Raw genomic sequence first — 26,988 nt, forward strand, 5'->3', positions numbered from 1 at the left:
GCTTTGCCTGCGTCCACGAATGACCCGAACCCGGCGCCCAGCGGGGGCAAGGCCGACCGCCCCGCCCGCGCGGACGCGCGCCGCAACCGGGAGAGACTCCTCACCGCCGCGCGTACCGCCTTCACCCGGGACGACACGACGGTGGCGCTGGAGGCGATCGCCCGCGAGGCGGGGGTCGGCATCGGCACCCTCTACCGGCACTTCCCCACCCGTGAGGCCCTCGTCGAGGCGGTCTACTCCGCCGAGCTGGACGCCGTGACCGACGCGGTCGAGCCCCTGCTCGGCGAGCTGCCGCCGCAGGACGCGCTGCGGGCGTGGATGAACCGGTACGCGGACCTCGTCACGACCAAGCGCGCGATGGCCGGCAGCCTCACCCTCGCCCCGGCCTCCGGGCGCGGCGTCACGGCGGACACCCGGGAACGGCTGACCGCCGCGATCGCCTCGTTCCTGGACGCCGGGTCGCGTGCGGGCACCCTGCGCGGCGACGTGCCCGCCGACGACGTGATCACCATGCTGCTCGGCGTGTTCCTGTCCACGACGGCGGGCGACCGCGCGGACCGCGTCGGCCAGCTGCTCGACCTGGTGGTGGACGCACTGCGCCCGTACGAGAAAACGGGCACCGGGGCCGCGTCCGCGTAGCTCCGCCCCTACCCCCGGCCGCGTGGCTGATCAGCACCGCATGCGTCCCCCGCACACGTTTCGCCCCGCACACGTCGGCAAGGCACCCCACGGACGATGATCACTTCGTGGGGAGGCCAGATGCGGACAGTCGGTCACAGCGCCGGCCACGACGACAGCACGGACCCAGGGGCGGGCCGTTCCCGGCGGCGGGTGCTGCTCGCCGCGGGAGCGACCTCCGCGGCCGCGCTCGTCGGCGGATGCGGCACGTCCGGGGCCGACGACCGGCCCTCCGGTACCGAGAAGGCGGCACGCGGACCCTCGAAGTCCTCGCGGTCCCCCTCACCCAGCCCCACCCACCACCGAACCGAACTGCCGCGCGGCGGACGCCGGTTGTTCCCCGAGCACCGGCTCGTCGGCTACTGCGGGCTGCCGGGCGCGACGGCGCTCGGCCGGCTCGGCACGGGTGACCTCGACGACCGTGTCACGGAGCTCGAACGCCGCGGGCGCGCGTACGCCGACGGCCTCCGCGTGCTGCCCGTCCTGGAGCTGCTCGCCACGGTCGCCAACCCCAACGCCGGCCCCGACGGCACGTACCGCACGCGCACGCCCGACGCGACGATCCGCACCTTCCACGAGGCGGCGCGCCGGCACAAGGCGCTGCTGCTGCTCAACATCCAGCCGGGCCGCGCGGACGCCCTCGGCGAGGTGAAGGCTCTGGAGAAGTGGCTCGTCCGTCCCGACGTGGGCATCGCGCTCGACCCCGAGTGGGAGATGGATCCCGGCCAGATCCCCGGCGACACCTACGGACACACCAGCGGCCCCGAACTCACCCGGATCGCCGACCATCTCGCCTCGCTCGTGGACCGCCACGACCTGCCGGAGAAGGCGTTCGTCTACCACCAGGTCGCGGAGTCGGTCGTCCACGACGAAGCGGCGCTCGACGTCCCCGAGGGCGTCGCCGTGATCAAGAGCGCGGACGGCATAGGCAGCCCGCAGCTCAAACGGCACACCTGGGACCGCCTGGTCGACAAGATGCCCGACCGGCTCCGCACCGGTTTCAAGCTGTTCCTCGAGGAGGACACCGAGGGCGGCACCCACCTGATGACGCCCGACCAGGTCCTCGGCCTGCGCCCGCGCCCGTCGTACGTGATGTACGAGTGAGGGCCCGCCCGCTCTGCCCTAGGGCTGATCGCCAGTCTCGGCCGACTCCCGGAAGCGCGCGGCCAGTTCGCTGCGGGAGCGGATGCCGAGCTTGGAGTAGACGTGCGTCAGGTGATACTGGACCGTCTTGACGGAGATGAACAGTTCCAGCGCCGCCTGCTGGTTGGTGGCCCCGGCGGCGACCACCTTCGCCACGGCCCGCTCCTGCGGCGTGAGCCGCGCCAGGCCCGCGGCGGCCCTCCCGGAGTGCAGGCCTCCCGCCTGGAGTTCGCGGTCGCACCGCTCGACGTACGTGCGGGCGCCCAGCGTGGCGTAGGCGTCCCGCGCGTTCCTCAGGACGGTGTCCGCCTCGCGCCGCTTGCCGACCCGGCGCAGGGTCAGTCCGTACGCGAAGTTCACGCGCGCCCGGTCGTACGGCAGCGGCAGCCCGTCGAGTCGTGCGAGGGCCCGGTCGAACTCGGTCCGGGCGGCGTCGATGTCGCCGCCCGCGGCGGTCAGCCGGCCCCGCACGAGGCCGAGCCTGGCCTGCGCCGAGCGCTGGCCGCGCGCGTCGGCACACTGTTCGTGCGGGCGCAGGAAGCGGTCCGCCTCCTCGATGCGGCCCGTCATCACCAGGGCGTTGGCGTAGACATCGGGCCAGGGCCAGAAGCCGGGTTCGTCGACGGACCCTCTGGGGGCGAGCTGCACCACCGGTGTCAGCGCCTCGACGACGCGCTCGTACTCGCCGCGCGCCTCCGCGACCTGGGCGCGTGCCAGGCATGAGGGCACCAGCATGCAGGCGTACGGGTGGACGTCGGCCAGGGCGGCGCCGACGTGGTGGTCCGCGGCGTCCGCGTCGCCGCGCAGGGCGTGGATCTGCGCGGCGGTCCAGTGCACCAGCGGGCGCACGAGTTCGATGCGGACGACGCCGAGCCGCTGGGCCGCGCGCTGCGCCGTCTCCAGGGCGTCCGTCCAGGCGCCGAGGGCGAACTGGGTGCGGGCCAGCCAGCCCTGCGCCCACAGGGAGATTCGCGTCGAGCCCATCCGGTACCCGGTGGGGACGGCGCCCTCGAGCCTGCGGCGGGCGGACTCGGGGGCGTCGGTGGCGAAGTCGACCCAGCCGAGGCCCAGTTGGAAGCGCTGCGGCTGGGCGCCCGCCGGGTGTCCCGCGGCAGCCTCCTCGTAGGCGGCAGCGGCCTCCTTGTGCCGCCCCGTCATGGCGAGTCCGAGGCCGAGCACCGCTTCGGACTCGATGCCGGAGGGATCGTGCGCCTGTGCCAGGCCGACGGCGCGCCGGGCCCAGGTGACCAGTTCCTCCCCGTCCCAGCGGGCGAGGGCGTGCAGCACGCGCCGTTGGCTGATCTTCGCCATCAGCTCCGGTCTGCGCGCGGCGTCGCAGTGCGCCTCGGCGGTGTCCAGGAGCGACGCGGCCTCGGCGGGCCGGCCGCGCATGATGGCGAGGTAGGCGAGCACGGTGTCGCGCAGGGCGCTCGCCGGGAAGCTCTCCAACTCGGCGGCGAACATGGCGGCTTGGGGGATGTCACCCGCCCCGATCATGGCGTCGACGGCACGCAGCAGTCGGTCCTCGCGGCTCGCGCGCCCGGTGCTGAGCCGTCCGGCCCGCACCAGGGTGTCGGCCACGGTGGACCACTCCCCCGCGCTGGCCCGCCGGGTCGCATAGCGGTCGAGTTCGCCGGCGAGGGTCTCGTCGGGGGCCGCGAGGGCGGACACCCGGTGCAGCAGGGCGCGGCCCTCGTCCCGGACGAGGTCGGCGGCGCGCCGGTGCAGGGCGGCCCGGTCCGTCAGGCCGATCCCGCCGAGGACGGCGGCGCGGACGAGCGGGTGGGAGAAGGCGAGTTGGGCGCGCCCGGGGTCGACCGCGGCGGTGAGGAGGCCCCCGGCGCGAGCCTCGTCGACGGCGGGCAGCGGGTCGCCTGTCAGCCCGGCGAGCGCCGCCGCCTCGCTCAGGGACGCCTCGTCGCCGAGCACCGCGCAGGCCTCGACGAGGTCGCGGGCGGCCGGGCCGCATCCCTCGAGCCGGTGGCGTACGGCGTCGGCGCTGCGGGCGGGCGCGGGGAGTTCGGGGCGCCAGTCGCTCCAGATGTCGCGGGGCAGTTCGTCGAGGAGCCGGAACATGTGGCGGGGGTTTCCGCGCGTGCGCTCGCACAGGTGCCGGGCCGCGGGCAGATCCAGGGCCAGGCCGTGGGCCTCGCGCGCGAGGACGCGGGCGTCCTGGGCATCGAGCGGGCCGAGGCGCAGGGCGGCTCCCTCGCAGCCGTCGAGGAACTCGCGGGTGCGCAGCAGGGCGGCGGGCGGTGCCTGCGTCGGCCCGCCGAGTTCGTCGGGCCTATCCCGCGCGACGAGCACGACGAGGACGCGCTCGTCGGACATCCGGCGCAGCGCCGAGCCGACCGCCCGCAGGCTCTCCACGTCGGCCCAGTGCGCGTCGTCGACGACCACGACGACGGGGTCGCGCTCCTGCCGGGCCGCCCACTGCCGCCGCAGCAGGTCCGCCACCTCCAGGACGTCCGCCGGGTCCCGCGGGCCGGGCAGTGTGGCGCCGAGCGCGAGAGCGAGCTGGCGGGCGAGGCCGAACGCCAGCTCGCACTCCCACGGGACTCCGGAGACGGACACCGTACGGACGCGGGAGCCGTCGGCGCGGAAGGTGTCCAGGGCGTGCTGGACCAGGGCGGTCTTGCCGATGCCCGCGGGCCCCTCGACGAGCAGCAGGCCGGGGCGCCGGGAGCACGCGGCGGTGAGCGCCCGGGTGAGTGCCGCGGCCTCGTCGGTGCGCCCGACGAGGCCGCGCCGCGGTTCGGGGCGCCCGTTCATGGTCCAAAACGCTAGCAGGGGCGCCTGATCAGCCAAGGTCGCCGCCTGCGACCGGCAGGACACTGCCGGTGATGTACGAGGCCTCGTCGGAGGCCAGGAAGCAGATGGCGGCGGCCTGCTCGTCGAGGGTCCCGTACCGCTTGAGCAGGCTGGAGGCGACGGTCTGGTCGATGTGCGCCCGGAACCAGGCCCGCTCCCGCTCGGTGTCCTGCGCCGGTGTGCCGCGCGGGACGCGGCGGGGCGGCGCGTCGGTGCCGCCCGGCGCGGTGGCCACGACGCGGATGCCCGCCCCGGCGTACTCGAGGGCGAGGGAGGCGGTGAGGGCGTTGATGCCGCCCTTGGCCGCGGAGTACGGGATGCGGTGGATCCCGCGGGTGGCCGCCGACGACACGTTCACGATCACACCGTGGCCCTGTGCCGTCATGCCGGGCAGGGCGGCGCGGCAGGACCACAGGGTCGTCATCAGGGAGCGGGTGATCTCCGCCTGGATCTCGGTGGCGGTGAACTCGGTGAACGGTTTGAAGTTGATCGCGCCGCCGACATTGTTGACCAACGCGTCCACGCCACCGAGGAGTTGGGCGGCCTCCGTCAAAGCGGTGCGGGCGCCGTCGTATGTTTCGAGGTCGGCGAGTACGGCGTGTGCCTTGAGGTCGTCGGCCGCCTCGCGGACGGTGTCGGCGCGGTCGACGAGGGCGACGTCCGCGCCCTCGGCGACGAGCCGGCGGGCCACGGCGAGCCCGATGCCCTGGCCCGCGCCGGTGACCACGGCCCGCTTCCCGGCGAACCGGTCGGTGTGCACGTTCACGCGGCGGCCTCCGCGGTGGCGCGGGCGGCCGGGGTGAACTTCTCGTAGTGGAAGCTCGCCGGGTCCACGCCGAGGGCGGTGATGTGTCCGCGGACGGCCTCGACCATGGCGGGCGGCCCGCACAGATAGACGTCGGCGGCGCCGTCGTGCAGGGTCGCCGCATCCATCAGCCCTGTCACGAAGCCCTTGTTGCGGGCGGTGGAGGCGGCGTCGGCGACGCAGTGGTCGAAGGTGAGGCCGGGGATGACCTCGGCGTAGTCCTCCAGGGTGTCCAGGTGGACGAGGTCCTCGTCGGTGGTGACACCGTAGAGCAGGTGCACGGGCTGTCCCACCGGGTGCTGGGCGATGCGCTCCAGCATCGACAGGAGCGGGGCGAGGCCGGTGCCGCCGGCGAGCAGCAGGGCGGGGCGGGCTTGCTCGCGCAGGTAGAAGCCGCCCATGGGGCCGGTGAATTCGAGGCGGTCGCCGATCCGGGCGCGCTCGCCGAGGTATCCGGACATGGCGCCGTCGTCGACGACGCGGACCAGGAAGGACAGCTGTCGTTGGTTCGGTCCCGAGCTGAAGGAGTACGAGCGGGTCTGGTCGGTGCCGGGCACGGCGATGTTGACGTACTGGCCGGGCAGGAAGTCGAGGGCGTCGCGGTCGTCGACGTCGAGCGTGAACTCGACGGTCGTGGCGGAGTGCCGCTTGAGGTCGGCGAGGGTGGCGGTGTGCGTGGCGGGACCGGTCTTGGCGGCCGCCGACGAGGCGGGGATGCTCAGCACGAGGTCGCTGTGCGGGGTCATCTGGCAGGGCAGGCAGTAGCCGGCCGCGGCCTCGTCGTCGGTGAGGGCCTCGTCGATGTAGTCACCGCCGTCGTAACCGCCGGACTCGCAGCGGGACTTGCAGGTTCCGCAGGCGCCGTCGCGGCAGTCGAGCGGGATGTTGATGTGGGCCTTGTAGGAGGCCTCGGCGACGGTCTCGTCGGGACGGCACTCGATGAATCGGGTGATGCCGTCCTCGAAGTTCAGGGCGACTTGGAAGGACATACGGCGGCTCTTTTCGGCGTGGGGGACGGGCGGGCGGCCAGGGGGCTCAGACGTGGTAGATGTCCACGACGTGGTGCACGAAGTCGTTCTTCAGGACGACCTTCTTGCGGGCGATCAGCGGCTCGGGCCCGGAGATGTCGAGCGTGTAGTACGAGGTGCCGAAGTACGTGTCGGTGTGCTGGTAGCGGTAGTAGAGCGTGAACCAGTTGAACCGCACGTGCACCAAGCCGCCCTCGTGGCCCGTCACTTCGACATTGGTGATGTTGTGGCCGGTACGGGGCTCGGGCAGGCTCGTCGCGCTGGAGCGGTCGGTGCGGATGCGGAAGACGCGGTCCTCCAGGCCTGCCCGGCTCGGGTAGTAGACGAGGGAGATCTCGGTCTGCGGGTCGCGGGTGAGCGCGTCGTCGTCCGCCCAGGCGGGCATCCAGAACTCGGCGTCGGGGCGGTAGCAGTCGAGCCACTTCTCGAACTCGCGGTCGTCGAGGTACCGGGCTTCGCGGTACAGGAACCGGCGGATGTCCTCCAACGTCAACGCTTCGGCTGCGATGCTCACTTGGCCGCCTCCTCGTCCAGCGCCTTGTTCAGGGTGTCGAGCCAGTACCGGTGCTGGATGGGGTACAGGCCCTCGTCCTCGGTGCGCACACCACTGGCGATCGGGTTGATACCGATCTTCTTGGCGTCCTCGTCGGGACCCTCGATCTGGTGCACGGCGCCGCGGCTGAGGTCGTTCCACGGCATGGACCCGGCGAGGTACGTCTTCTGGCAGGAGCGGAACTCCTCCAGGTCGTCGGGGGTCGCCATGCCGGTGGCGTTGAAGAAGTCCTCGTACTGGCGGATGCGCTGCGCGCGCTGCTCGGCCGGCTCCCCCTTGGGGGCGATGCAGTAGATGGTGACTTCCGTCTTGTCGACGGAGATCGGCCTGAAGTGCCGGATCTGGGAGCTGAACTGGTCCATCAGGTACACGTTCGGGTACAGACACAGATTGCGGGACACACCGATCATCCAGTCGGCCCGCTCGGCGCCCACCTGCGCGGCGAGTTCCTCGCGCCGTTCGTACAGAGGCCGGTTCGCCGGGTCGAGCCACTGCGTCCACAGCAGCAGATGGCCGTGCTCGAAGGAGTAGAAGCCGCCGCGCTGCTTGGCCCAGCCGCCCGCGTCCATCGTCCTGGTGTCGTTCTCCGACTCGCCGGAGGTGCGGCGGGCCTGGGTGGCGGCGTAGTTCCAGTGGGTGGCGGACACGTGGTAGCCGTCGGCGCCGTTCTCCGCCTGAAGCTTCCAGTTGCCGTCGTAGGAGTACGTGGAGGAGCCGCGCAGCACCTCCAGGCCCTCCGGGGACTGGTCGACGACCATGTCGATGACGACGGCGGCGTCCCCGAGATGTTCGGCCAGCGGCTTGACGTCCGCGCTCAGGCTGCCGAAGAGGAACCCGCGGTAGCTCTCGAAGCGGGCGACCTTCGTCAGGTCGTGAGACCCGTCCTTGTTGAACTGCTCCGGATACCCGGCCTCGCGCGGATCCTTCACCTTCAGCAGCTTGCCGGTGTTGTTGAACGTCCAGCCATGGAACGGGCACGTGAACGTGGTCCGGTTGTCGGTCTTCCTCCGGCACAGCATGGCGCCGCGGTGGCTGCACGCGTTGATCAGGCAGTGCAACTCGCCCTGTTTGTCACGGGAGATGACGACGGGCTGGCGGCCGATGTACGTGGTGAAGTAGTCCCCGATCTCCGGGATCTGGCTCTCATGGGCCAGATAGACCCAGTTCCCCTCGAAGATGTGCTTCATCTCCAGCTCGAACAGTTCCTCGTCGGTGAAGACGCTGCGCCTGATGCGGTGCACCCCGCGGGCGGGGTCCTCCTCCAGGGCGTCCGCGAGGATGCTCCGCGCGCGACTGGTGCCCTCCGCCATGTTCCCGTCCCTTCGCCTCGGCCAGGCCTGCCTGGTGGCGGCCGTGTTGCGGCTGCTTTTCAGCACCATGACAGCCGGGTGAGGAGTCGGCCCCGGACATTCCCCCAGGGTTGACCCAGGGGGGTATTGATATCGCGGTCATCTCAATAGCCTGCAACAAGATATTTGTGGGGTATGGGGTCCGCTCCCTACGCTGAAGCGCAACGAGGGCCCCGCCGAACCGCAACAAAGGGGCAGTCGGATGGAATTGAGGCACCTGCGCTACTTCGCGGCCGTCGCCGAGACACGTCACTTCGGCAAGGCCGCGCAGGCGCTGCACATGGCTCAGCCGCCGCTCTCCCAGGCGATCCGTCGCCTGGAGACGGAGCTGGGTGTGGAGCTGTTCACCCGCACCACCCGGCAGGTGTCCCTGACCGGCGCGGGCGAGGTGTTCCGCACCGATGTGGAGCGCATCCTCACGTCCGTCGACGAGGCGGTGGCCCGCGTGGGCCGGTTCGCCACCGGCGTCGAGGGGGTGCTCCGGGTCGGCCTGACCGGGTCCGCCTCGTACCGCCAACTGCCGTCCCTGGCACGGCTGGTGAAGCAGGAGATGCCGCACGTACGGATGGAGGTGCACACGGAGATGCTGACGCCCGCCCAGGAGCTCGGCCTCATCGAGCGGCGCCTCGACGTCGGCGTGCTGCGCCCGCCCATCCGCCAGGAGGGCATCGCGCACCGCCTGATCGCCGACGAGCCGCTCATCGCGGCCGTACCGGAGGGGCACTGGCTCGCGGACGCCCAGGACATCCGCGTCGAGCAGCTGCGCCACGAGGACTTCATCATGTACGGCGCGACGCTCGGCTCCGTCGTCAACGACGCCGTCGTCCGCTCCTGCCTGGCCTCGGGCTTCTATCCGCACCGCGCGTACGAGGTCACCGAGACCTCGGCCGCGCTCGCCCTGGTCGCCGCCGGCCTGGGTGTGGCGGTGCTGCCCGCCTCGATCCGCTCCGCGCCCCGCGAGGGCGTGGTGTGCCGGGCGATCGAGGACGCGCTGACGGTGCCGCTGGCGCTGGCCTGGCGCCGCGAGGACGAGACACCACTGATCAGGCAGCTCCTTGACGTCCTGGAGCGGCACGACCTGTTCGCACGAGAGACCGAGGAAACCCTATGAGCACCGAGGGAATGCCATGAAGATCGTCAAGGTGGAGGCCATTCCCTTTGCCATTCCCTACGTCAAGCCGCTGCGGTTCGCGAGCGGCGAGGTGCACACCGCCGACCACGTGCTGGTCCGTGTGCACACGGACGAGGGCCTGGTGGGAACCGCCGAGGCGCCGCCCCGCCCCTACACGTACGGCGAGACGCAGGAGTCCGTCGTCGCGGTGATCGAGAAGATCTTCGCGCCGCAGATCCTCGGACTCACCGTCCTCGAACGGGAGGCGGTGCACGCCCGCCTCGACCGGACCGTGGGCAACCCGGCCGCCAAGGCCGCCGTCGACATGGCCCTGTGGGACCTGCTCGGCCAGCACGCGGGGCTGCCGGTGTCCGGGCTGCTCGGCGGCTTCGGCGACCGGATGCGCGTCAGCCACATGGTCGGCTTCGCCCCGGCCGACGCGATGGTCGCCGAGGCCGAACGGATCAGGGACACGTACGGCATCACCACCTTCAAGGTGAAGGTCGGCCGCAACCCGTACTCCGAGGACGTCGCCGCCTGCCGGGCGCTGCGTACGGCCCTCGGCCCTGACGTGGAGCTCTACGTCGACGGCAACCGCGGCTGGTCGCCGTCCGACGCGGCGCGCGCCCTGCGCGAGATGGCCGACCTGGACCTGACGTTCGCGGAGGAACTCTGCCCCGCCGACGACGTGTTGGGGCGGCGGTGGCTCGTCGCGCAGAGCCAGGTCCCCTTCATCGCCGACGAGAGCGCGACGCGGGCCGCCGAGGTCACCCGCGAGCTGCTCGGCGGCTCGGCGACCGCCATCAGCATCAAGACCGCCCGCACCGGTTTCACCGCCTCCCAGCGGGTGCTGCACCAGTGCGAGGGCCTCGGCGTCGAGGTGGTGATGGGCAATCAGATCGACGGTCAGATCGGCACGCTGTGCTCGGTCGCCTTCGGCGCCGCCCACCGCACCTCCTCGCTGCACGCCGGCGAACTCTCCAACTTCCTCGACATGTCCGACGACCTGCTCACCGAGCCGCTCACCATCGCGGACGGGACGCTGCGCGTCCGCGAGGGCGCGGGCCTCGGGATCGACATCGACCCCGAGAAGCTGGCCCGCTACCGCCAGGACGTCTGACACACCCGACACACCTCCACTCCATCAAGGACGGGACACACCATGACCGACACCGCCACCGAGCAGGCCACGGCCGCCGCATCGGGCAACGCGGCCACCGAGCAGTTCCGCAGCAAGCAGCGCGCCGGGGCCCCGGCCGCCGACACCGCGCGGGTGAACACCCTCGTCTCCGAACTCCTGGGCGCCACCCACGACATCATCCGCCGCCACAAGGTGACCTACGCCGAGTACGACGCGCTCAAGTCGTGGCTGATCCAGGTCGGCGAGGACGGCGAGTGGCCGCTGTTCCTCGACGTGTGGGTCGAGCACGTCGTCGAGGAGGTCGCGAACGAGGACCGGGAAGGCAGCAAGGGCACCATCGAGGGCCCGTACTACGTCCCCGACGCGCCGGCGCTGCCCGCCGAGGCCACCCTGCCGATGCGCGAGGACGAGGGCGGCACGCCCCTGCTGTTCCAGGGCCAGGTGCGCACCGTCGACGGCACCCCCCTGTCCGGCGCCACCGTCGAGATGTGGCACGCCGACGACGACGGCTTCTACTCCCAGTACGCTCCCGGTCTTCCGGAGTGGAACCTGCGGGGCACGGTCGTCGCCGACGAGCAGGGCAACTTCAAGATCCACACGGTGCAGCCCGCCCCGTACCAGATCCCGACCGACGGCTCCTGCGGCCGGCTCATCTCGGCCGCGGGCTGGCACGCCTGGCGCCCGGCCCATCTGCACCTGAAGGTGTCGGCGCCCGGCCACCAACTCGTCACCACTCAGCTGTACTTCAACGGCGGCGAGCACGTGGCCGACGACATCGCCGACGCCGTCAAGCCCGAGCTGATCCTCGATCCGACGCCGGTCGCCGCGGGCGACGGGCGCGAGGTGACGTACGACTTCGTTCTCGACAAGGCGTGATGCACGATGCTGTTCGCCGTACGCATGGACGTCGACATCCCGCGCGACCTCGCGCCGGACGACCGCGCCGACCTGGTGGCCCGCGAGAAGGCCTACTGCCAGGAGTTGCAGAAGTCCGGTGAGTGGGTGCACATCTGGCGGTGTGTCGGCCAGTACTCCAACCTCAGCGTCTTCGACGTCGCCGACAACGAGGCGCTGCACCGCATCCTGTGGAACCTCCCCCTGTTCCCCTTCATGTCCATCGAGGTGACACCGCTGGCCCAGCATCCGTCGGGCCTCGCCGCCGGGAGCCCGGGGCGATGACGACCGGCTCCGCCGAGGTGCGACACCAGGGACGGCCGGGTCAGCAGCTGCTGCACCACGAGGTGAGCGGTCCGGCCGACGGGCCGCCGCTCGTCCTCGGCCCGTCCCTGGGCACGTCCACGACGCTCTGGGCCCACCAAGTCCCGGACCTGGCACGGGACTTCCGTACGATCTCCTACGACCTGCCCGGCCACGGCGGCTCCGCGACCGGCCTGCTGCCGTACACGAAAACGGGCGGCACCACGGTCGCCGATCTGGCGGCCCTGGTCCTCTCCCTCGCGGACCATCTCGGCCTGGACCGATTCCACTACGCGGGCATCTCCCTGGGCGGCGCCGTCGGCGCCCACCTCGCCGCCCATCACCCGGCCCGCATCGCGTCCCTGGCCCTGGTCTGCTCCTCGGCACACTTCGGCCCGCCCGGCCCCTGGCACGACCGGGCCCGCCTCGTCCGCGACCAGGGCATGGCTCCGCTCCTTGCGAGTTCTCCGGGCCGCTGGTTCGGCGACGAGTCCTTCGCCGCAACGGAAACCGGCCGCCGCCTGCTCGACGCCCTGGCGGCGACGGACCCCGCGGGCTACGCGGCCTGCTGCGACGCCCTCGCCACCTACGACCTGCGCGACCGCCTCGGGGACATCAGCGCGCCGACACTGGTCGTGGGCGGCTCGCAGGACGTGGCGACACCGCTTCCGCACGCCCGCGAACTCTCGGCCGGTGTCCCGCGGGGCCGCCTGGAGGTGCTGGAGTGCGGTCATCTGGCCGCGGAGACAGGCGCGCCGCTACTGGAGGCGCTGAGGGGGCACCTGAGCCGTATCCCGGCCCGCTGAAATAGGATCACGCCATGCCCGACACCACCGCGAAAACGCCCGGACGGACCGCCCCGACCAGCCGGAGCGGCTCCGAGCTCCCGGCCGCGACCGTGACGGAGGTCGAGGCATGAAGATCTCGGAACGCGCACGGAACGTCGCCCCGTTCTACGCGATGGAGTTCGGCAAGCAGGCCGCGGCGCTGGAGGCCGAGGGCCACCACGTCGTCAAACTCAGCATCGGGGAACCGGACTTCGGGGCACCGCCTGCGGTGCGGGAGGCGATGCGCGAGGCCATGGACGGGCGGCCGCTGCCCTACACGCAGGCGCTCGGCCTGCCCGCGCTCAGGGAGGCGATCGCCGGCTTCTACCGGGAGCGGCACCACGTCGAGGTCGACCCGTCCCGCGTCGTCGTGACCGCCGGCGCCTCCGCCGCCCTGGTGCTGGCGACCGCGGCCCTCGTCGACGCCGGCGACGAGGTGCTGATCGGGGACCCCTCGTATCCGTGCAACCGGCAGATCGTCGAGAGCTTCGGCGCGCAGGTCACCCTCGTACCCACGGCAGCCGAAACCCGCTTCCAGCTCGACGCGGCATCGGTGCGCAAGCACTGGACGGACCGGACGGCGGGCGTCATGGTCGCCACGCCCTCGAACCCGACCGGAACCTCCGCGCCCATCGAGGAACTCGACGCGATCTGCCGGTTCGCACGCGAGCGCGACGCGTGGCGGATCGTCGACGAGATCTACCTCGACCTCAGCGACCACGACGCGCACGGCCGGCCGCCGCGCAGCGCTCTGTCGGTCGACCCCGACGCCATCGTCATCAACAGCTTCTCGAAGTACTTCGGCATGACCGGCTGGCGGCTCGGCTGGTGCGTCGCGCCGACGGAGCTGGTCCCCGCGCTGGAGCGGCTCGCCCAGAACTACTTCTTGTGCGCATCGGCCCCCGCCCAGCAGGCCGCGCTGGCCTGCTTCACCCCGGCGTCCCTCGCGGTCTGCGAGGAGCGTCGCGCCGAGTTCGGCGAGCGGCGGACGCTCGTCCTCGACGGCCTGCGGCGGATCGGCCTGCCGGTGCCCGTCCCGCCCGACGGCGCCTTCTACGTCTACTTCGATGTCGGCGGCACAGGTCTCACCTCATGGGAGTTCTGCGAGCGGGCCCTTCAGGAGGCGCACGTGGCGCTCACCCCGGGCCGTGACTTCGGCACGCACACGGCCGACACGCACGTAAGGCTGTCGTACGCGGCGTCGGCCGATGAACTGCGCGAGGGCGTCGAGCGGTTGGGCAGGTTCGTGGCCACGCTGCGGTGACCCGACCGGACATGCCCCTTGCCGCGGCGCCCGGGGCCATTTCCCCGCAATACCCCTATAGGGTTCGATCATGAGCGAAAGCACACCTCCACAGGCCGCCGGGTACGACCGTGCCGCCGTGCTCGGTGAGCGTCTGAAGGAGCGCATCTACGCGTCCCTGACCCTGCTCGCCGTCCTGGTGGGCCTCGCCCAGGGCGGGCACAGCACTCACATGGGAGCGACGGTGGCGGTGGCGGCCACCGCGCTCGGCCTGTGGATGGCGACCCTGGTCGCGGACATGCAGGCCCACCCCGTCGCACACGGCAGACGGCCCACCCTCCACGAGGTCCGGCACGAACTGTTCACCAGCAGCCCCCTGCTGACCAGCGCCGTCGGACCGCTGCTGCTGATCGCCGTGTCCGCCCTGGGAGCCGTGGACCTCACCACGGCGCTTTGGATCGCCGCCGGCAGCGAGGTCGCGACGCTGGCCCTGTGGGGGTTCGTCGGGGGCCGCCGCGCCGGCGCCGGCCCCCTGCACGCCACGGTGACATCGGCCCTGAATGCCGCGATCGGCCTGGGCGTGGTCTCCGTGAAGCTGCTCGCCGGTCACTGACCTTCGTACCGGACGGCGTGGACCGCTCCCTCAGAGCGGGAACGTGATGACCTCCGAGAAGCTCACGGTGACCCCGCCCGGCGCGACGAAGTTCGCGATGTCGTCGGCACCCGCCTGACCAGCAGGTGTGGCGAGCGCGGCGAGCGCGTCCTCCTTCGAATCCCAGTCGAGCGCCGCCACCACGAAGTGCGGCGGCTTCGAGCCGTCGGGCATCTCGGACACGCTCCACTGGAAGGACCGCAGCCCCGGGGTCTCCGAAGCCAGCGGCGCGTGCACCTCCCGGTAGTGCTTCAGGAACTTCTCGGGGTCGGCGGGGTGATCGTAGATGACGGTCATCCGGTACATCGGTCGGCCTCCTCGTGGCACGGTCCGCTCAAGGTGAGGGCCGTGTCGACACGGCCCTCCCGCACCACGTCACCTTCCCCGGCCGGGACGGAGCAGTCCGGCTACTTCTGCGACTCGTCCTGCCCCTTGTCCTTGTCCGCTCCCAGATACTTCTTGGCCTGGTCCTGGGCGGAGTCGACCTGGGAGCTGTACTTGTTCCCGGTCTTCTTGTCCACGGCGTCGCCCGCCATGTCGATGCCCTTGCCGGCCTGGGACTCGCGCCCCTTGATCATCTGTTTGATCTTGTCCATCGCAGACATTGCTACCTCCTCGTGGACCTCTCCTGTCATCCAGGATCGCCCCTGCGGGCGCTGCTCGCATGCGCGCGTCGTCGAGCTCCCACGTACACGTCGGGCGTAGGCGAGGCGCAGGCCGCCCGCCGTCGCCGAAAACCGGGTGCCCGGCACGCACCACTGACGCCACACTGCCTTCATGGATCACGTGAAGGCCGCAGAGCAACTGGTACGCAGCCGCTTCCCCGACGCCCGCGCCGCTTTCCTCGCGGGCAGCGTGCTGACCGAACGCCGCACCCCGCGCTCCGACCTGGACATCGTGGTCCTGCTGTCAGGACCGCCCGCACCCTACCGCGAGAGCCTCCACTACGAGGGGTGGCCCGCGGAACTGTTCGTGCACACCGAGGCGGAGTGGCACCGCTTCGTCGAACGGGAAACCGCGGCCCGCCGCTCCCCGCTGCTCGCCATGTGCGCCGAAGGCCTGCTGCTGTTCGACGCGGACGGGATCGGCGCGGAGCTGCGGGCGGAGGCCGGGCGACGGTGGGCGGCCGGACCTCCTCCCGCCTCTGAGGCCGAACTGGAGGAACTGCGGTACGCCGTCACCGACACCCTCGACGACCTGGCCGGCTGCACCGACCCCCTGGAACACACCTACCTGGTCGGACACTTGCTGCGCCGCGCCACGGAACTGGTGCTGCTCGCGGGCGGCCACTGGCTCAGCACCGGCAAGTGGCTGTCGCGGCGACTCGCGGACGCGGACGCGGAGTTGCACCACCGTCTGGCGAGCAGCGCGACGGCGGCCTTGTCCGGCCCGGATGATGACGATGCCGTGGGGCGCTTCACCGATGTGGTCCGCGAGATCCTGGAGTCGGCGGGCGGGGCGTGCTGGGCCGGGTACCGTCGCGGCTGAGGCCTGACACCTGAGGCCTGAGGTGACCCGGCCCCTTCCGCCGGACAGCTGGTTAGGCTGAGCCCCCGTCCACACCACCTGGGGGCCAAATGGCCAGTAGATTCACCGAGTTGGTCGTCGACTGCAACGATCCGGAGCGGCTCGCCGCCTTCTGGTGCGAGGTACTCGACTTCAAGGTGCTCGAACGGAGCGAGGACAAGGTCGAGATCGGGTCCTGGGAGCCGACCGTCGAGGAGGTCCGCGCCCGCCAGATGCCGCCCACCCTGGTGTTCATCCGCGTACCCGAGGGCAAGAGCGTGAAGAACCGGCTCCACCTGGACGTCAGCCCGATCGACCGCAACACCGAGGACGAGGCGACCCGGCTACTCGCCCTCGGGGCCACCAAGGTCGACGTGGGCCAGGGCCCCGGCCGCAACTGGGTGGTCATGGCAGACCCCGAGGGCAACGAGTTCGACGTTCTACGCACGCTGACACCGTCCGACTGACCGAACCGTCCACTGCACGCCGCACACCTCGCCCTCACCCACACCCCGTCCTCATCGCCATCCCCATATCGGTCATACTCGATGAAACACGCACAACGTCTCAGATCGAGGAGTCCGTCATCACCATCACAGGACCCGCGCCCCGAGCAGCCGTTGACCGAGCCTCCGGCCCCTCCCGGTGGTGGCACGGCGTGTTGGCCGTCGTCGTCGCGGCGGCGCTCGTCGCGCAGTTCGTGCTCGTGTTCAGCGGTGGGTCCTCCGCCGGGGCCGGGGACACGACGGGGGACGAGGCCGGCACGTGGACCCGGCTGGTGCGCATGCTCAGCTACTTCACCATCCAGAGCAACATCCTCGTCCTGGCCTGCGCCGTGATCCTGGTGCTGCGCCCGGGCCGGGACGGAGCCGGGTGGCGGGTGCTGCGGCTCGACGCGCTGCTCGGCATCACGATCACCGGTCTCGTGTTCGCGATCGTCCTCGCGCCGCAGATCCACGCCGAAGGTGTCTCGCTGTGGATCACGGTGGGGCTGCACTACGTCGCACCGCCGATGACGCTCGTCGGCTGGCTGCTGTTCGGTCCGCGCGGGCGGATCGACGGCGTGACCGTGGGGTTGACTTTCGTGTGGCCCGCGTTGTGGATCGCGTACACGCTCGTGCACGGCGCGGTCACGGACTGGTACCCGTATCCGTTCCTCGACGTGCACGCGCGCGGGTACGGGCTCGCGCTGCGGAACATCGTCGGGGTGCTCGTGGTCGCGGCGCTGCTGGCCTGGTTGTTCGGCTGGATCGACCGGCGCCTCGGCCGTCGGCTCAAGCGGCCGCTGCCACTTCCCGACCACTTCTGACGCGGCAGCGCACCCACTTCTGACGCGGCAGCGCACCGCTGTGCGCTCCGACCGGAACCGGGACTTCAGCGCGTGGGGACCTCGGCCCACACGCAGTGTCCGCCCGCGAGCCTCCGGCTGCCCCACGCCCCGCCGGCGAGCCGTTCCACCAGCAGCAGACCGCGGCCCCGGTCAACGGAGTCGGGCGCGACAGAGGTGCGTCGCAGGACGGCGGCGGGCAGGCCGGGGCCGTGGTCGAGGACCTCGACGCACAGGGTGCGGCTCACGGTGAGGCGCAACTGGTAGGGGCCCCGGGCGTGTTGGCAGGCGTTGGCGACGAGTTCGCCGGCGACGAGGGCGGCCGCGTCGACGGCGCGCGGGTCGACGGCGTAGGCGTCGAGCGCCTGCCGCATCCGCTCGCAGGCCTGCGCGGCGGCGAGTTCGACGGACTGGTTCCAGGTCAGCAACGGGCGGGAGCGGCCCGCGCATTCGGGCAGCGCCTGCCGACCGTCCGCTGTGCTCTGCTCGCTCGACCCATTCGCGCGGTAGACGTACATGACGGTCCCTCCGGATCGGTACGTGGGGGTGGCACCCTTCCCGTGACGTTCGGCGCAGCCGTGACAGCGGCTTGGTATACGGCGCGCGACCGCCGGGCGTTCACCGGCGCACGACCGGCCCCCGGATCACCCCCGCGCACCCCTTGTCATCACCGCCCCGCCGCGTGAAAGGATGCGCGGGCACAACTCCGACACAGCACCGCCGCAGGAGGCCCGCATGCGTAGGAGGACGGGCGGGCTGTTCACGACCGGTGACGGAACCGTGGTGATGCTCGCCGAACAGCGCCCCGGCGCCGACGGCCAGTGGCGGATCTCCGCCCGCACCCAGGCCGGGCGGCAGATCGCCGAGGTCCGGTTCCGGCTGTGCGAGGGCTGTGCGGTCGGGCGGATCCAGGCGATCTGGGTCGACGAGTCGTGGCGCCGCGAGGGGATAGGCCACGAGTTGCTGCGCGGCGCGATCGCCGTCGGTGACGGCTTTCGCTGGACCACCACGCTCCAGTCGTCCATGGGCCGCCGCTTCTTCGTCGCCACGGGCGCCACGGAGGGTGTGGAGCTGCTGCACGGCCGGCCGCTGTGCCCGCACATGATGGGGCGGTGGGGCCGCGCCTGGGCGAGACGGACGGCGGCCTGAGCGGGTCGCCGTTCCCCGGATTTCCGTTGCATGGACCGGTGCCCCTTGGGTACGCGGGGGCGCCACCCGCTCATCCACCAGAGGCTTGATCATGGATTCGAACGCAACCCCGCAGAACGGCTCCTCCCCCGCGCAGCAGGCGCTCAGCGCCCTCAGCCTGAACACAGAGGACCAGGGCGCGCTCAACGCGCTCGCCGAGTGCGAGGTCCTCGTTCCCGTGCCCGACGAGGTGGGCTCGGAACAGGACTCGGCCTCCCCCGAGCTGTCCCTGCCGGTCATCGAGCAGCCCGGTGGCGAGCAGCTGGTCCCGCTGTTCACGTCCGAGCTGCGCATGTCGGAACTGCTTCCGTTCATCTCGCGCTGCACTCCGGTGCCGCTGGGCGCACTCGCCGCGCGGTGGCCGACGGAGCTCTCGATGACGATCGACGCGGGTTCGCCGGACGCCCTGACGCTCAACGGCGAGGGCGTACGGGAGTTGCTCGGTCACCGGACCTGACCCGGCCCACCGGACCTGAGCCGGTCACTCCCGTCCCACACCCCCCACCGAGGTCAACTGACGACCGCAGAGGAGGCTCCGTGCCCTTCCGTGACCGTACGCACGCCGGTGAAGAGCTGGCTCTACGGATGCTGGAGTGGGCCGACTCCAGCGATCTCGTCGACCCGGTCGTGCTCGCGCTGCCACGCGGCGGCGTCCCCGTGGCGGCGCCCGTCGCGCACGCACTGCACGCGCCCCTCGACGTCCTGGTCGCCCGCAAGATCGGCGTGCCGGGCCGGCGCGAGACCGCGATCGGCGCCGTCGTCGGCGAGGAGCCGCCCCTGTTCGACCGGGTGGCCCTCGAACTCCTCGGCCTGAGCGAGGACGGGCTCGCCTCCGATGTCGCGGAGGCGCGGGGCGAACTGCGGCGCCGAGCCCACGCGTACCGCACCGGCCACCCCACGCCGCCGGTCGAGAACCGGACGGTGATCGTGGTCGACGACGGGCTCGCCACCGGCCTCACCGCCACCGCGGCCCTCATGTCGCTACGTCGCCGGGGCGCGGACCGCCTCGTCCTCGCGGCACCCGTCGGCAGCCCGCAGACGGTGGCCGACATGCGGGGACACACGGGAGACGTGATCTGTCTCGAACAGCCGGCGGACTTCCGCGCCGTGAGCGAGGGCTACGAACGGTTCCCGCAGGTCTCGGACGCGGAGGTGATGGACGTACTGAACGCGTTCCACGCCCAGGAGGACCGCCACGAGAGAAGCGGCCGCGGCGGCTGAGCTTCAAGGCCCGTCGTTTGGATCGAGCCCCCAGGGCCGGTCCCCGTCACCAACCGGTGAGCACCAGATGGTTCACGAGCAGGGCGAGCGTCACCTGCGCGGCGAGCCACGGTCTCGCCCGGGGGAGGAACGCGCAGGCGGGGACGAGCCACATCGCGAAGGGCAACCAGATGCGTTCGGTCTCCGCCTTGCTCATGCCGGACAGGTCGGCGGCGAGCAGGGCGACGAGCGCGGCCCCGGCAAGGAGCGCGAGCCGGGCCCGGCTGCCTCCCCTGTCGTCCGGCCGGACCAGTTGGCCGCCCGTCCGCCGCAGCCCCGCCACCGTCGCCACGCCGACGACCAGGACCGTGCACGCGAGATTGGCCCACACCCAGTAGCCGTACGGCCGGATGCCGCCCGCGCCCTGGTAGTAACGGGTCATCAGGAGGTGGTACGCCTCCCACCAGTTGAACCCGGCGAGCGTGAACGCCGCCGGCACGACCGCGAGCCCGGCGCAGAACAGGGCCGCGAGCGCCACCGGCCGCTCCCGCACCCTCCCCCGCCCGAGGAAGAGGACCACGAGCCCGATCAGCGCGAACAGCGTGAGCCCGTACGAGAGGTAGCAGGTGAGCCCGAACAGCAGGCCGGCTCCGGCCGCCCACCAGGCCGAACGCCCGCTCACCGCGAGCGCGAGCAGCGCCACCGCCCACGCGGCGACGGCGGCGAAGTAGGCGTCGGCCGAGGCGCCCATCCACACCGCGCCCGGCACGACGACCATGAACGGGGCGGCGCGGCGCGCCAATTCCTCCCCGGTGAGCGCGCGCACGGCGACGAGCACGGCCACGCACGCCGTCGCGCCGACCACGATGCACCACAGCCCCGCCCATCCCCCGCCGCCGAGCCCGATGCGGTCGAGGAGGACGAAGGTGAGCGGGGCGGCGGGCGGGTGCCCGGCCGTGTGGGCGGGCCAGTGGTCCGATGAATCGATGAGGATGTGCCGCGTGTAGTCGCGCAGGGTGGCCGGGATGTCGTGGAAACGGTCGATGACCTGGAGATACTCGTACTTGGTGGTGAGCCGTTTCGCGACGCCGCGGTGCCAGCCGTCGATCAGGGCGAGGGAGAGGATCCAGGCGGTTGCCGTGGCCCAGGCGGAGGCGAGCAGCGCGCGCCAGCGGAGCCGGGCCGCGAGGGCGGGCCCGTACGCGACGACGGCGGCGGCCACCGCGAGGGCGGCGGGCGTACCGGGGCCGAGGTGCGGGAGCCACCGTCCGTACAGCGGGGGCGCGCCGACGTGCAGGGTGCCGTAGGTGTCCTCCATGTGTCGGCCGACGAGCGCGGCGGTCAGTACGAGGAGCAGCGTGGCCGCGGCGGCGTACAGGTCGCGGCGCGTGCCGCGCGGTTCGGTGCGGGGGTCCGTGCGAGGGTCGGTGCGGGGGTTCACACCGGAACGCTAGGCCGAGAGGCGTGCCGCACTGCGCCGACCGGCCCTGATGTCAGCGTTTCGTCATGAGTCGCGCACCCCGATGGTCGGTCCGCCCGGCCTACGGTCGAGACATGCCCGACTCCCCCGCATCGCCCTCCTTCTGGCGCAGCCCGCTGCGCGGCCCCTGGTTCACCTCCGTGCTGGGCCTCGTGCTGCTCGTCGGCATCACCGTGCTGTTCGTGACGGGCCTCGTCTCGTACGCGGCGTACAACCCGGGACTGGCCCCGGTCAACGACAAGACCCCGGACAAGGGGATCCTCGGCTTCTACCTCTTCGCCTGGCCGACGGACCCGCACTGGCTGTACCGGCTCACGCAGGGCGTGCATGTCACGCTCGGCATCACGCTGATCCCCGTACTGCTGGCGAAGTTGTGGTCGGTGGTGCCGAAGCTGTTCGCGCTGCCGCCGGCCCGTTCGCTGACGCACGCGCTCGAACGTGTCTCGCTGTTGCTGCTGGTCGGCGGCGGGCTCTTCGAGTTCGTCACGGGGGTGCTGAACGTGCAGCTCGACTACCTCTTCCCCGGCTCGTTCTATCCGTTGCACTTCTATGGGGCGTGGGTGTTCTTCGCCGCGTTCGTGGCGCATGCGGTGCTGAAGGTTCCGGCGGCGGTGCGCAATGTGCGTCGTGCGCGGGAGGAGGGGGAGCTGGTGGCGCCGCGGCCGGATCCTCCGACGGTGTCCCGGCGGGGCGCGCTGTGGTTCGTCGGGGGCGGCTCGCTGCTGTTGTTCGGTACGACGGCGGGGCAGAGCTTCGACGGTCCGCTGCGCCGCACCGCGCTGCTTGCCCCGCACGGCGGCGCGGATCCGGCCCAGGGCCCGAACGGCTTCCAGATCAACAAGACCGCCGCCTATGCGGGGATCGACCGCGCGGAGACGGCCGAGGAGGCGTGGCGCCTGGTCGTGGTCGGGCGTTCGGGCCGCACGGTCCGACTCAGCCGCGCGGAGTTGACCCAACTCCCCCTGCACAGCTCGGCGTTGCCCATCGCCTGCGTGGAGGGCTGGTCGACGTCCGATCAGTGGTGGCGCGGCGTACGGCTGCGGGACCTTGCGGCACTCGTGGGCCACGACGGCGATCCGCCGGACGTGCTCGTCGAGTCGCTGCAACGGCGCGGCGCGTTCCGGCACGCCGCGCTGCGCGCCAACCAGGTGGCCGATCCTCGGTCGTTGCTCGCCCTGTACGTCAACGGGGAGGCCCTCTCCGCCGATCACGGCTATCCGGCGCGCGTGATCGTGCCCGCCGCGCCGGGCGTACTCAACACCAAGTGGGTGGCCCGGCTCACCTTCGGAAAGGTGTGACCGCGATGTCGCTCTTGCGTCGCATCCCTTTGAGGAGCCCGCGCATCCCATTGGGGAGCCCTCTTCAACTGCTGTTGCTGGTCTGCTCGTTCGCGCTCGCCGGCTACGCGGGGGTGCGGCTGCTCGCGGACGACTGGTTCGGGGTGGCGCTGTGGTTCGTGGGCGCCGCCCTCGTGCACGACCTCGTGCTGGTGCCGCTGTACGCGGGCGTGGACCGGCTGCTGGTGCGTGGGGCGGCGGCGGCCGGGCGCCGGGAGCGGGTGGGGTACGTCCGGGTTCCGGCCGCGCTCTCGGCGCTGCTGCTGCTCGTCTGGTTCCCGCTGATCAGCGGGGCGCAGGAGGAGCGCTACCGGTCGGCGACCGGCCGCTCCGCCGATGTGTACCTCGGCCACTGGCTGCTGCTCACGGCGGCGCTGTTCGCGGGTTCGGCGCTGGTGCTCGCCGTGCGGGTGCGCAGCGCGGCGAAGCAGCGCCCGCCCACGGACCACTGATCGACGGGGCGCAGCCCTGCCCCGGCCGCGTACCGGAGCAGGGCGGGGGTGCCGAGGCGCGCCCACGGGAAGGGGTGGCCGCCGGCCTGCCCCGGTGAGTCGGTGACCTGCACGCTCGCCCGCTCGTCGACGTCGACGGGCGCGGCTTCGGCTATCAACAGCCCGCCGGGGGCGAGCAGTTGGACGATGCGGGCGAGCAGGGCGGCCGGTTCGCCGCCGATGCCGATGTTGCCGTCCATCAGCAGCACGGTGTCCCAGCGGCCCTCGCCGGGCAGCGGTTCGAACACCGAGCGGCACAGCGCCTGGCCGCCGAGGCCACGGCTGTGGGCGACGGCGGCGTCGCTGACATCCACGCCGAGCGCGGTACGCCCCTGCCCGGCGAGCTCCGCGACGAGCCGCCCGGGCCCGCAGCCGACGTCGAGCACGGCACCCTCGCAGCGTTGGAGAACCTGCCGGTCGACGGCGTCGGCCCGCGCACACCACCGCTCCACTTCGAGCGGCAGCAGCCAGCCGTCGGCGCGGCGCAGGAACAGCGGCCCGCGCCCGGTGCGCAGGGCGGCGGAGTACGGGTCGGCGCCGGCCCAGGGGGCGGCTGGTGGGGCGCTCACCGGTCGGCCCCGGCCGTACAGCGCGCCAGGCGCGCCGCGAACCGGCCGTGCGGCGCCTCGGCGGCCACGGCCGCGGCGTCATCGGCGGTGTCGACGTCGCGCAAGGGCGGCAGATCGCGCACCCGCAGGCCCGCCTCGACGAGGCGGGCGCGTTGTGCGGCGCCGGTGTGCACCGTGGACATGGGCACACCGCGCAGCAGTGCCGGTTCGGGATCGGCCAGGCCGAGGGCCCAGAAGCCGCCGTCGAGGGCCGGACCGAACCAGGCGTCGCAGTCGGCGAAGTCCACGGTGAGGAGCTCGGGCCGGACCTGCGGGGTGTCCATGCCGACGAGCAGCGCGGGCCGCCCGGCGCACTGAGCGAAGGCGGCCGCGAGGCGTTCGTCGAGGCCACCCGCGCCCTGCGGCACGACCTCGAAGCCGGGCGGCAGCCAGGGGCCGGGCGCGCCGTCGAGGACGAGGACGCGGCGGGCGGCCGGGGCCTGGGCGACCGCCTCCAGGGTGTCGGCGACAGCGGCCTCGGCGAGCTCCGCCGCCTCCTGCGGCGTGAAGGGCGGGGTGAGGCGGGTCTTGACCCGGCCGGGCAGCGGCTCCTTGGCGATGACCAGGAGGTCAGGGGGTGTGCTCACCGCGTGCTTCCTTCCCGTACGGGCGCCTCGTTCAGCACCCGGCTCATGTCGCGCACCGCGTGCCAGGTGCCGCGCCAGGTGCCGGTCACCTTGGATTCGCCGGTGCGCGGCAGGTACGGCACGTCGTGCTCGGTGATCCGCCAGCCGGCGTCGGCCGCGCGCACCACCATCTGCAGGGGGTAGCCGCTGCGCCGGTCGGTGAGGTCCAGTCCGAGCAGCGCCTCGCGGCGCCCGGCGCGCAGCGGCCCGAGGTCGTGCAGGCGCAGGCCGGTCCTGCGGCGCAGCATGCGGGCGAGCGCGAGGTTGCCGGCGCGGGCGTGCGCGGGCCACGCACCGCGTGCCGTCGGGCGGCGGCGGCCGAGCACCAAGTCGGCCTCGCCGTCCGCCACTTCACGTACGAAGGGGACGAGCAGGCCAGGGTCGAGGGAGGCGTCGCAGTCGCAGAAGCACACGATGTCGGCGTCGGACGCGGTCAGGCCCGCGTGGCAGGCGGCGCCGAATCCGCGCCGCTCCTCACGTACGACCTCGGCGCCCAGCGAGCGGGCGATCCCGGCGGAGCCGTCGGTGGAGCCGTTGTCGACGACGACGGCGCGCCAGTGCGGCGGGATCCGGTCGAGGACCCAGGGCAGCGCCTCGGCCTCGTTCAGGCAGGGAAGGACCACGTCGACGGTGGTGGGTGGGCTTGTCACGGGTCTCACCCTACGAGCCGGATTCCGACATATCAGGCGCGAGATCCTTACGAAACACGGACGTCGGCCGCTCGGCGCAGGCCGGGACACCCCACGAGCCCGGCACGGTGCGAGGCTGGTGGCATGCAGCAGTCATACGAGCCCACAGGGCCGGCCCCCGACGGCGGCGCGGCCCGCGTCCTGGTCGTCGACGACGATCCGACCGTCGCCGAGGTGGTGGCGGGATACCTGGACCGCGCCGGCTACCGCGTGGACCGCGCGGACGACGGCCCCGCCGCCCTCGCGCGGGCCGCCGCGCACCGGCCCGACCTGGTGGTGCTCGACCTGATGCTGCCCGGCATGGACGGCCTGGAGGTGTGCCGCCGAATGCGTGAACGCGGCCCCGTCCCGGTCATCATGCTCACCGCGCGCGGCGACGAGGACGACCGGATCCTGGGCCTCGAGGTCGGCGCGGACGACTACGTGACGAAGCCGTTCAGCCCGCGCGAGCTGGTACTGCGGGTGGAGTCGGTGCTGCGCCGCGCCCGCCCGGCCACGGCGCGGCAACGTCCGCTGCGCGCGGCGGGGCTCACGGTCGACCCGGCGGCGCGCCGGGTCACCCGGGACAGCGCCGAACTCGCCCTGACCCTGCGCGAGTTCGACCTCCTGGCCTACTTCCTGCGCAACCCGGGGCGGGCGTACAGCCGGGAGGACCTGATGCGCGAGGTGTGGGGCTGGGAGTTCGGCGATCTGTCGACGGTCACGGTCCACATCCGCCGGCTGCGCGGCAAGGTCGAGGACGATCCGGCGCGCCCGCGACTGATCCAGACGGTGTGGGGCGTGGGATACCGCTTCGAGCCGGGGACACCGTCGGCGCCCGCGGGGCCGGACACACCGCCCGCGCCCGCGGGACAGGAGGACTGACGTGCGCGACATGCTCCTCATCGCCCTGTACGCCTTCGCGGGTGCCGCCGCCACGGGGCTCGCCGGGGCAGCTGCCCTGCGGCTGCTGCGGCGCCGCTCGCTCACCGCCTCGCTCGCCGTGGTCGCCACCGTCGGCGTGGTCGCGATGCTGGCGGGCACGCTCGCCGTGGCGTGGGCCATGTTCCTGTCGCCGCACGACCTGAGCGTGGTGACGACGGTGGTGGCGATGGCGGCGGTCGTCTCGCTGGCGACGGCGCTCGTCCTCGGCCGGTGGGTGGTGGCGCGCAGCCGTGAACTGGCCGACGCCGCCCGCTCGTTCGGCGACGGCGGCGACTTCGCCGCGCCCGACGCCCCGGCCACCGCCGAACTGGAGGAGCTCAGCCGGGAGCTGGCGGCGACCAGTGCCAAGCTCACCGCCTCCCGGGAGCGCGAGCGCGCCCTGGAGACCTCGCGGCGCGAGCTGGTCGCCTGGATCTCGCACGATCTGCGCACCCCGCTCGCGGGCCTGCGCGCCATGGCGGAGGCGCTGGAGGACGGCGTCGCCGCCGACCCGGACCGCTACCTGCGCCAGATGCGCACGGACGTCGAGCGGCTCAACGACATGGTGGGCGACCTCTTCGAGCTGTCCCGCATCCACGCGGGCGCGCTGCCGCTGGCCCCGGCAAGGATGTCCCTGTACGACCTGGTCAGCGACGCGCTGGCGGGCGCGGACCCCCTCGCCCGCGAGCACGGGGTGCGGCTCGTCGGCGAGGAGGTGGAGCCGGTGCCGGTGGAGGTCGACGGCAAGGAGATGAGCCGGGTCCTGGGCAACCTCCTCGTCAACGCGATCCGCCGCACTCCGGCGGACGGCACGGTCGCCGTCGCCGCGCACCGCTCGCCGGAGGGCGTGGTGGTGTCGGTCTCGGACGCCTGCGGCGGCATCCCCGAGGACGACCTCCCGCGCGTGTTCGACACCGGCTGGCGCGGCACCCACGCCCGTACGCCCCCGGCGGGCGCGGGCCTCGGTCTCGCGATCGTGCGCGGCATCGTGGAGGCGCACGCGGGCCGGGCCACGGTCACCAACATCCCCGGCGGCTGCCGCTTCGAGGTCACACTGCCGAGCACTGCCGCACCGTAACGGTCGCCGCACAGCAC

General features: G+C 72.5%; 30 protein-coding genes. 18 read left to right on the top strand and 12 right to left on the bottom strand.

All coding sequences use genetic code 11. From position 1 onward, the window contains the following. Window positions 1-3 precede the first annotated feature (3 nt). Together ACOKM3_RS02870 and ACOKM3_RS02875 are read left to right on the top strand one after the other, a co-directional pair. Window positions 4-639: a TetR/AcrR family transcriptional regulator gene (locus ACOKM3_RS02870; RefSeq protein ID WP_426896534.1), complete on the top strand. Its 636-nt coding sequence runs from the start codon at window positions 4-6 to the stop codon at window positions 637-639. A 120-nt stretch (window positions 640-759) separates the two neighbouring features. Beyond that, a complete protein-coding gene (locus tag ACOKM3_RS02875; RefSeq protein ID WP_426896536.1) occupies window positions 760-1,782 on the top strand; it encodes a hypothetical protein in 1,023 nt (340 codons plus the stop codon). 18 nt (window positions 1,783-1,800) lie between these two features. Here ACOKM3_RS02875 and ACOKM3_RS02880 read toward each other — a convergent pair whose 3' ends face one another. The 5 genes from ACOKM3_RS02880 to benA are packed head-to-tail and all read right to left on the bottom strand — an operon-like array spanning window position 1,801 to window position 8,328. Beyond that, window positions 1,801-4,593 (bottom strand): helix-turn-helix transcriptional regulator, encoded by a 2,793-nt coding sequence (locus tag ACOKM3_RS02880; protein WP_426896538.1) that lies wholly within the window; start codon window positions 4,591-4,593, stop codon window positions 1,801-1,803. A 28-nt stretch (window positions 4,594-4,621) separates the two neighbouring features. Further along, the gene (benD, locus tag ACOKM3_RS02885) at window positions 4,622-5,398 is read right to left on the bottom strand and encodes a benzoate diol dehydrogenase BenD (RefSeq protein ID WP_426896540.1); all 777 of its coding nucleotides are present in this window, start codon (window positions 5,396-5,398) and stop codon (window positions 4,622-4,624) included. Continuing rightward, the gene (benC, locus tag ACOKM3_RS02890) at window positions 5,395-6,426 is read right to left on the bottom strand and encodes a benzoate 1,2-dioxygenase electron transfer component BenC (protein ID WP_426896542.1); all 1,032 of its coding nucleotides are present in this window, start codon (window positions 6,424-6,426) and stop codon (window positions 5,395-5,397) included. Before benC ends, benD begins: the two co-directional genes overlap by 4 nt. Window positions 6,427-6,472: 46 nt before the next feature. After that, complete coding sequence (gene benB / locus ACOKM3_RS02895; protein WP_426896544.1) at window positions 6,473-6,979, bottom strand: benzoate 1,2-dioxygenase small subunit; 507 nt, start codon at window positions 6,977-6,979, stop codon at window positions 6,473-6,475. Further along, on the bottom strand, window positions 6,976-8,328 hold the full coding sequence (gene benA, locus ACOKM3_RS02900; RefSeq protein ID WP_426896546.1) for a benzoate 1,2-dioxygenase large subunit: 1,353 nt from the start codon (window positions 8,326-8,328) through the stop codon (window positions 6,976-6,978). Before benA ends, benB begins: the two co-directional genes overlap by 4 nt. Before the next feature lie 241 nt (window positions 8,329-8,569). On the opposite strand from benA, the gene ACOKM3_RS02905 reads away from it, so the two are divergent. The 7 genes from ACOKM3_RS02905 to ACOKM3_RS02935 all read left to right on the top strand — a co-directional run bounded on the left by ACOKM3_RS02905 (window position 8,570) and on the right by ACOKM3_RS02935 (window position 14,499). Next, complete coding sequence (locus ACOKM3_RS02905) at window positions 8,570-9,478, top strand: LysR substrate-binding domain-containing protein (protein ID WP_426896548.1); 909 nt, start codon at window positions 8,570-8,572, stop codon at window positions 9,476-9,478. Window positions 9,479-9,494: 16 nt separating this feature from the next. Beyond that, complete coding sequence (locus ACOKM3_RS02910; RefSeq protein ID WP_426896550.1) at window positions 9,495-10,598, top strand: mandelate racemase/muconate lactonizing enzyme family protein; 1,104 nt, start codon at window positions 9,495-9,497, stop codon at window positions 10,596-10,598. A 42-nt stretch (window positions 10,599-10,640) separates the two neighbouring features. Then, window positions 10,641-11,495, top strand: a complete 855-nt coding sequence (catA, locus tag ACOKM3_RS02915) for a catechol 1,2-dioxygenase (protein ID WP_426896552.1) — start codon at window positions 10,641-10,643, stop codon at window positions 11,493-11,495. Window positions 11,496-11,501: 6 nt separating this feature from the next. Then, window positions 11,502-11,798, top strand: coding sequence for a muconolactone Delta-isomerase (catC, locus tag ACOKM3_RS02920; protein ID WP_426896554.1), 297 nt, complete (start codon window positions 11,502-11,504; stop codon window positions 11,796-11,798). Beyond that, entirely contained in the window at window positions 11,795-12,622 is an 828-nt protein-coding gene (locus tag ACOKM3_RS02925) for an alpha/beta fold hydrolase (RefSeq protein WP_426896556.1), read from the top strand. Before catC ends, ACOKM3_RS02925 begins: the two co-directional genes overlap by 4 nt. A gap of 109 nt (window positions 12,623-12,731) precedes the next feature. Continuing rightward, the gene (locus ACOKM3_RS02930) at window positions 12,732-13,907 is read left to right on the top strand and encodes a pyridoxal phosphate-dependent aminotransferase (protein ID WP_426896558.1); all 1,176 of its coding nucleotides are present in this window, start codon (window positions 12,732-12,734) and stop codon (window positions 13,905-13,907) included. A gap of 70 nt (window positions 13,908-13,977) precedes the next feature. Further along, window positions 13,978-14,499 (top strand): hypothetical protein, encoded by a 522-nt coding sequence (locus ACOKM3_RS02935; RefSeq protein WP_426896560.1) that lies wholly within the window; start codon window positions 13,978-13,980, stop codon window positions 14,497-14,499. Between the two features lie 30 nt (window positions 14,500-14,529). Here ACOKM3_RS02935 and ACOKM3_RS02940 read toward each other — a convergent pair whose 3' ends face one another. Both ACOKM3_RS02940 and ACOKM3_RS02945 read right to left on the bottom strand, forming a co-directional pair. Beyond that, a complete protein-coding gene (locus tag ACOKM3_RS02940) occupies window positions 14,530-14,844 on the bottom strand; it encodes an EthD family reductase (protein WP_426896562.1) in 315 nt (104 codons plus the stop codon). Window positions 14,845-14,945: 101 nt separating this feature from the next. After that, window positions 14,946-15,143 carry an antitoxin gene (locus tag ACOKM3_RS02945; RefSeq protein WP_426896564.1) on the bottom strand — a complete coding sequence of 66 codons (198 nt, stop codon included), beginning with the start codon at window positions 15,141-15,143 and terminating at the stop codon, window positions 14,946-14,948. Window positions 15,144-15,315: 172 nt separating this feature from the next. Between ACOKM3_RS02945 and ACOKM3_RS02950 the strand changes: the two genes are divergently transcribed. The 3 genes from ACOKM3_RS02950 (at window position 15,316) to ACOKM3_RS02960 (ending at window position 17,353) form a co-directional block, all read left to right on the top strand. Continuing rightward, complete coding sequence (locus ACOKM3_RS02950; protein ID WP_426896566.1) at window positions 15,316-16,026, top strand: nucleotidyltransferase domain-containing protein; 711 nt, start codon at window positions 15,316-15,318, stop codon at window positions 16,024-16,026. 89 nt (window positions 16,027-16,115) lie between these two features. Then, on the top strand, window positions 16,116-16,511 hold the full coding sequence (locus ACOKM3_RS02955; protein ID WP_426896568.1) for a VOC family protein: 396 nt from the start codon (window positions 16,116-16,118) through the stop codon (window positions 16,509-16,511). 191 nt (window positions 16,512-16,702) lie between these two features. Then, window positions 16,703-17,353 (top strand): Pr6Pr family membrane protein, encoded by a 651-nt coding sequence (locus ACOKM3_RS02960; RefSeq protein ID WP_426896570.1) that lies wholly within the window; start codon window positions 16,703-16,705, stop codon window positions 17,351-17,353. 65 nt (window positions 17,354-17,418) lie between these two features. Here ACOKM3_RS02960 and ACOKM3_RS02965 read toward each other — a convergent pair whose 3' ends face one another. After that, a complete protein-coding gene (locus ACOKM3_RS02965; RefSeq protein ID WP_426896572.1) occupies window positions 17,419-17,889 on the bottom strand; it encodes an ATP-binding protein in 471 nt (156 codons plus the stop codon). 217 nt (window positions 17,890-18,106) lie between these two features. Here ACOKM3_RS02965 and ACOKM3_RS02970 point away from each other — a divergent pair, with 217 nt between their 5' ends. The 3 genes from ACOKM3_RS02970 (at window position 18,107) to ACOKM3_RS02980 (ending at window position 19,780) form a co-directional block, all read left to right on the top strand. Further along, complete coding sequence (locus ACOKM3_RS02970; RefSeq protein ID WP_426896574.1) at window positions 18,107-18,520, top strand: hypothetical protein; 414 nt, start codon at window positions 18,107-18,109, stop codon at window positions 18,518-18,520. A gap of 91 nt (window positions 18,521-18,611) precedes the next feature. Beyond that, window positions 18,612-19,016 (top strand): SseB family protein, encoded by a 405-nt coding sequence (locus ACOKM3_RS02975; RefSeq protein ID WP_426896576.1) that lies wholly within the window; start codon window positions 18,612-18,614, stop codon window positions 19,014-19,016. Between the two features lie 80 nt (window positions 19,017-19,096). Further along, window positions 19,097-19,780 (top strand): phosphoribosyltransferase, encoded by a 684-nt coding sequence (locus ACOKM3_RS02980; RefSeq protein ID WP_426896578.1) that lies wholly within the window; start codon window positions 19,097-19,099, stop codon window positions 19,778-19,780. Window positions 19,781-19,826: 46 nt separating this feature from the next. On the opposite strand, the gene ACOKM3_RS02985 is transcribed toward ACOKM3_RS02980, so the two are convergent. Next, a complete protein-coding gene (locus ACOKM3_RS02985; RefSeq protein WP_426896580.1) occupies window positions 19,827-21,200 on the bottom strand; it encodes a hypothetical protein in 1,374 nt (457 codons plus the stop codon). Window positions 21,201-21,313: 113 nt separating this feature from the next. On the opposite strand from ACOKM3_RS02985, the gene ACOKM3_RS02990 reads away from it, so the two are divergent. Next, the gene (locus tag ACOKM3_RS02990) at window positions 21,314-22,537 is read left to right on the top strand and encodes a molybdopterin-dependent oxidoreductase (RefSeq protein ID WP_426896582.1); all 1,224 of its coding nucleotides are present in this window, start codon (window positions 21,314-21,316) and stop codon (window positions 22,535-22,537) included. A 346-nt stretch (window positions 22,538-22,883) separates the two neighbouring features. Here the strand turns inward: ACOKM3_RS02990 and ACOKM3_RS02995 are convergent, their stop codons facing one another. From ACOKM3_RS02995 to ACOKM3_RS03005, 3 genes are read right to left on the bottom strand one after another with little or no spacing between them, the layout of a single operon-like run. After that, window positions 22,884-23,636, bottom strand: a complete 753-nt coding sequence (locus ACOKM3_RS02995) for a class I SAM-dependent methyltransferase (protein ID WP_426896584.1) — start codon at window positions 23,634-23,636, stop codon at window positions 22,884-22,886. Continuing rightward, window positions 23,633-24,262, bottom strand: a complete 630-nt coding sequence (locus ACOKM3_RS03000; RefSeq protein WP_426896586.1) for a TIGR04282 family arsenosugar biosynthesis glycosyltransferase — start codon at window positions 24,260-24,262, stop codon at window positions 23,633-23,635. The genes ACOKM3_RS02995 and ACOKM3_RS03000 overlap by 4 nt, the downstream gene beginning before the upstream one ends. Then, window positions 24,259-24,960 (bottom strand): glycosyltransferase family 2 protein, encoded by a 702-nt coding sequence (locus ACOKM3_RS03005; protein WP_426896588.1) that lies wholly within the window; start codon window positions 24,958-24,960, stop codon window positions 24,259-24,261. Before ACOKM3_RS03005 ends, ACOKM3_RS03000 begins: the two co-directional genes overlap by 4 nt. Window positions 24,961-25,074: 114 nt before the next feature. Here ACOKM3_RS03005 and ACOKM3_RS03010 point away from each other — a divergent pair, with 114 nt between their 5' ends. Continuing rightward, window positions 25,075-25,854 carry a response regulator transcription factor gene (locus ACOKM3_RS03010; protein WP_426896590.1) on the top strand — a complete coding sequence of 260 codons (780 nt, stop codon included), beginning with the start codon at window positions 25,075-25,077 and terminating at the stop codon, window positions 25,852-25,854. Between the two features lies 1 nt (window position 25,855). Continuing rightward, window positions 25,856-26,971 (top strand): sensor histidine kinase, encoded by a 1,116-nt coding sequence (locus ACOKM3_RS03015; protein WP_426896592.1) that lies wholly within the window; start codon window positions 25,856-25,858, stop codon window positions 26,969-26,971. Window positions 26,972-26,988: the final 17 nt, after the last annotated feature.

Source organism: Streptomyces nidicola, assembly GCF_050106155.1.
In the GTDB taxonomy this organism is placed as follows: Bacteria; Actinomycetota; Actinomycetes; order Streptomycetales; family Streptomycetaceae; genus Streptomyces.

Coding starts and splice junctions, on each gene's coding strand:
- ACOKM3_RS02950 (WP_426896566.1), top strand. CDS start 15,316: ATGGATCACGTGAAGGCCGCAGAGCAACTGGTACGCAGCCGCTTCCCC.
- ACOKM3_RS02925 (WP_426896556.1), top strand. CDS start 11,795: ATGACGACCGGCTCCGCCGAGGTGCGACACCAGGGACGGCCGGGTCAG.
- ACOKM3_RS02990 (WP_426896582.1), top strand. CDS start 21,314: ATGCCCGACTCCCCCGCATCGCCCTCCTTCTGGCGCAGCCCGCTGCGC.
- ACOKM3_RS02945 (WP_426896564.1), bottom strand. CDS start 15,143: ATGTCTGCGATGGACAAGATCAAACAGATGATCAAGGGGCGCGAGTCC.
- ACOKM3_RS02905 (WP_426896548.1), top strand. CDS start 8,570: ATGGAATTGAGGCACCTGCGCTACTTCGCGGCCGTCGCCGAGACACGT.
- ACOKM3_RS03010 (WP_426896590.1), top strand. CDS start 25,075: ATGCAGCAGTCATACGAGCCCACAGGGCCGGCCCCCGACGGCGGCGCG.
- catC (WP_426896554.1), top strand. CDS start 11,502: ATGCTGTTCGCCGTACGCATGGACGTCGACATCCCGCGCGACCTCGCG.
- ACOKM3_RS02930 (WP_426896558.1), top strand. CDS start 12,732: ATGAAGATCTCGGAACGCGCACGGAACGTCGCCCCGTTCTACGCGATG.
- ACOKM3_RS02965 (WP_426896572.1), bottom strand. CDS start 17,889: ATGTACGTCTACCGCGCGAATGGGTCGAGCGAGCAGAGCACAGCGGAC.
- benA (WP_426896546.1), bottom strand. CDS start 8,328: ATGGCGGAGGGCACCAGTCGCGCGCGGAGCATCCTCGCGGACGCCCTG.
- ACOKM3_RS02875 (WP_426896536.1), top strand. CDS start 760: ATGCGGACAGTCGGTCACAGCGCCGGCCACGACGACAGCACGGACCCA.
- catA (WP_426896552.1), top strand. CDS start 10,641: ATGACCGACACCGCCACCGAGCAGGCCACGGCCGCCGCATCGGGCAAC.
- ACOKM3_RS02970 (WP_426896574.1), top strand. CDS start 18,107: ATGCGTAGGAGGACGGGCGGGCTGTTCACGACCGGTGACGGAACCGTG.
- ACOKM3_RS02940 (WP_426896562.1), bottom strand. CDS start 14,844: ATGTACCGGATGACCGTCATCTACGATCACCCCGCCGACCCCGAGAAG.
- ACOKM3_RS02910 (WP_426896550.1), top strand. CDS start 9,495: ATGAAGATCGTCAAGGTGGAGGCCATTCCCTTTGCCATTCCCTACGTC.
- ACOKM3_RS02880 (WP_426896538.1), bottom strand. CDS start 4,593: ATGAACGGGCGCCCCGAACCGCGGCGCGGCCTCGTCGGGCGCACCGAC.
- ACOKM3_RS02955 (WP_426896568.1), top strand. CDS start 16,116: ATGGCCAGTAGATTCACCGAGTTGGTCGTCGACTGCAACGATCCGGAG.
- ACOKM3_RS02975 (WP_426896576.1), top strand. CDS start 18,612: ATGGATTCGAACGCAACCCCGCAGAACGGCTCCTCCCCCGCGCAGCAG.
- ACOKM3_RS02935 (WP_426896560.1), top strand. CDS start 13,978: ATGAGCGAAAGCACACCTCCACAGGCCGCCGGGTACGACCGTGCCGCC.
- benC (WP_426896542.1), bottom strand. CDS start 6,426: ATGTCCTTCCAAGTCGCCCTGAACTTCGAGGACGGCATCACCCGATTC.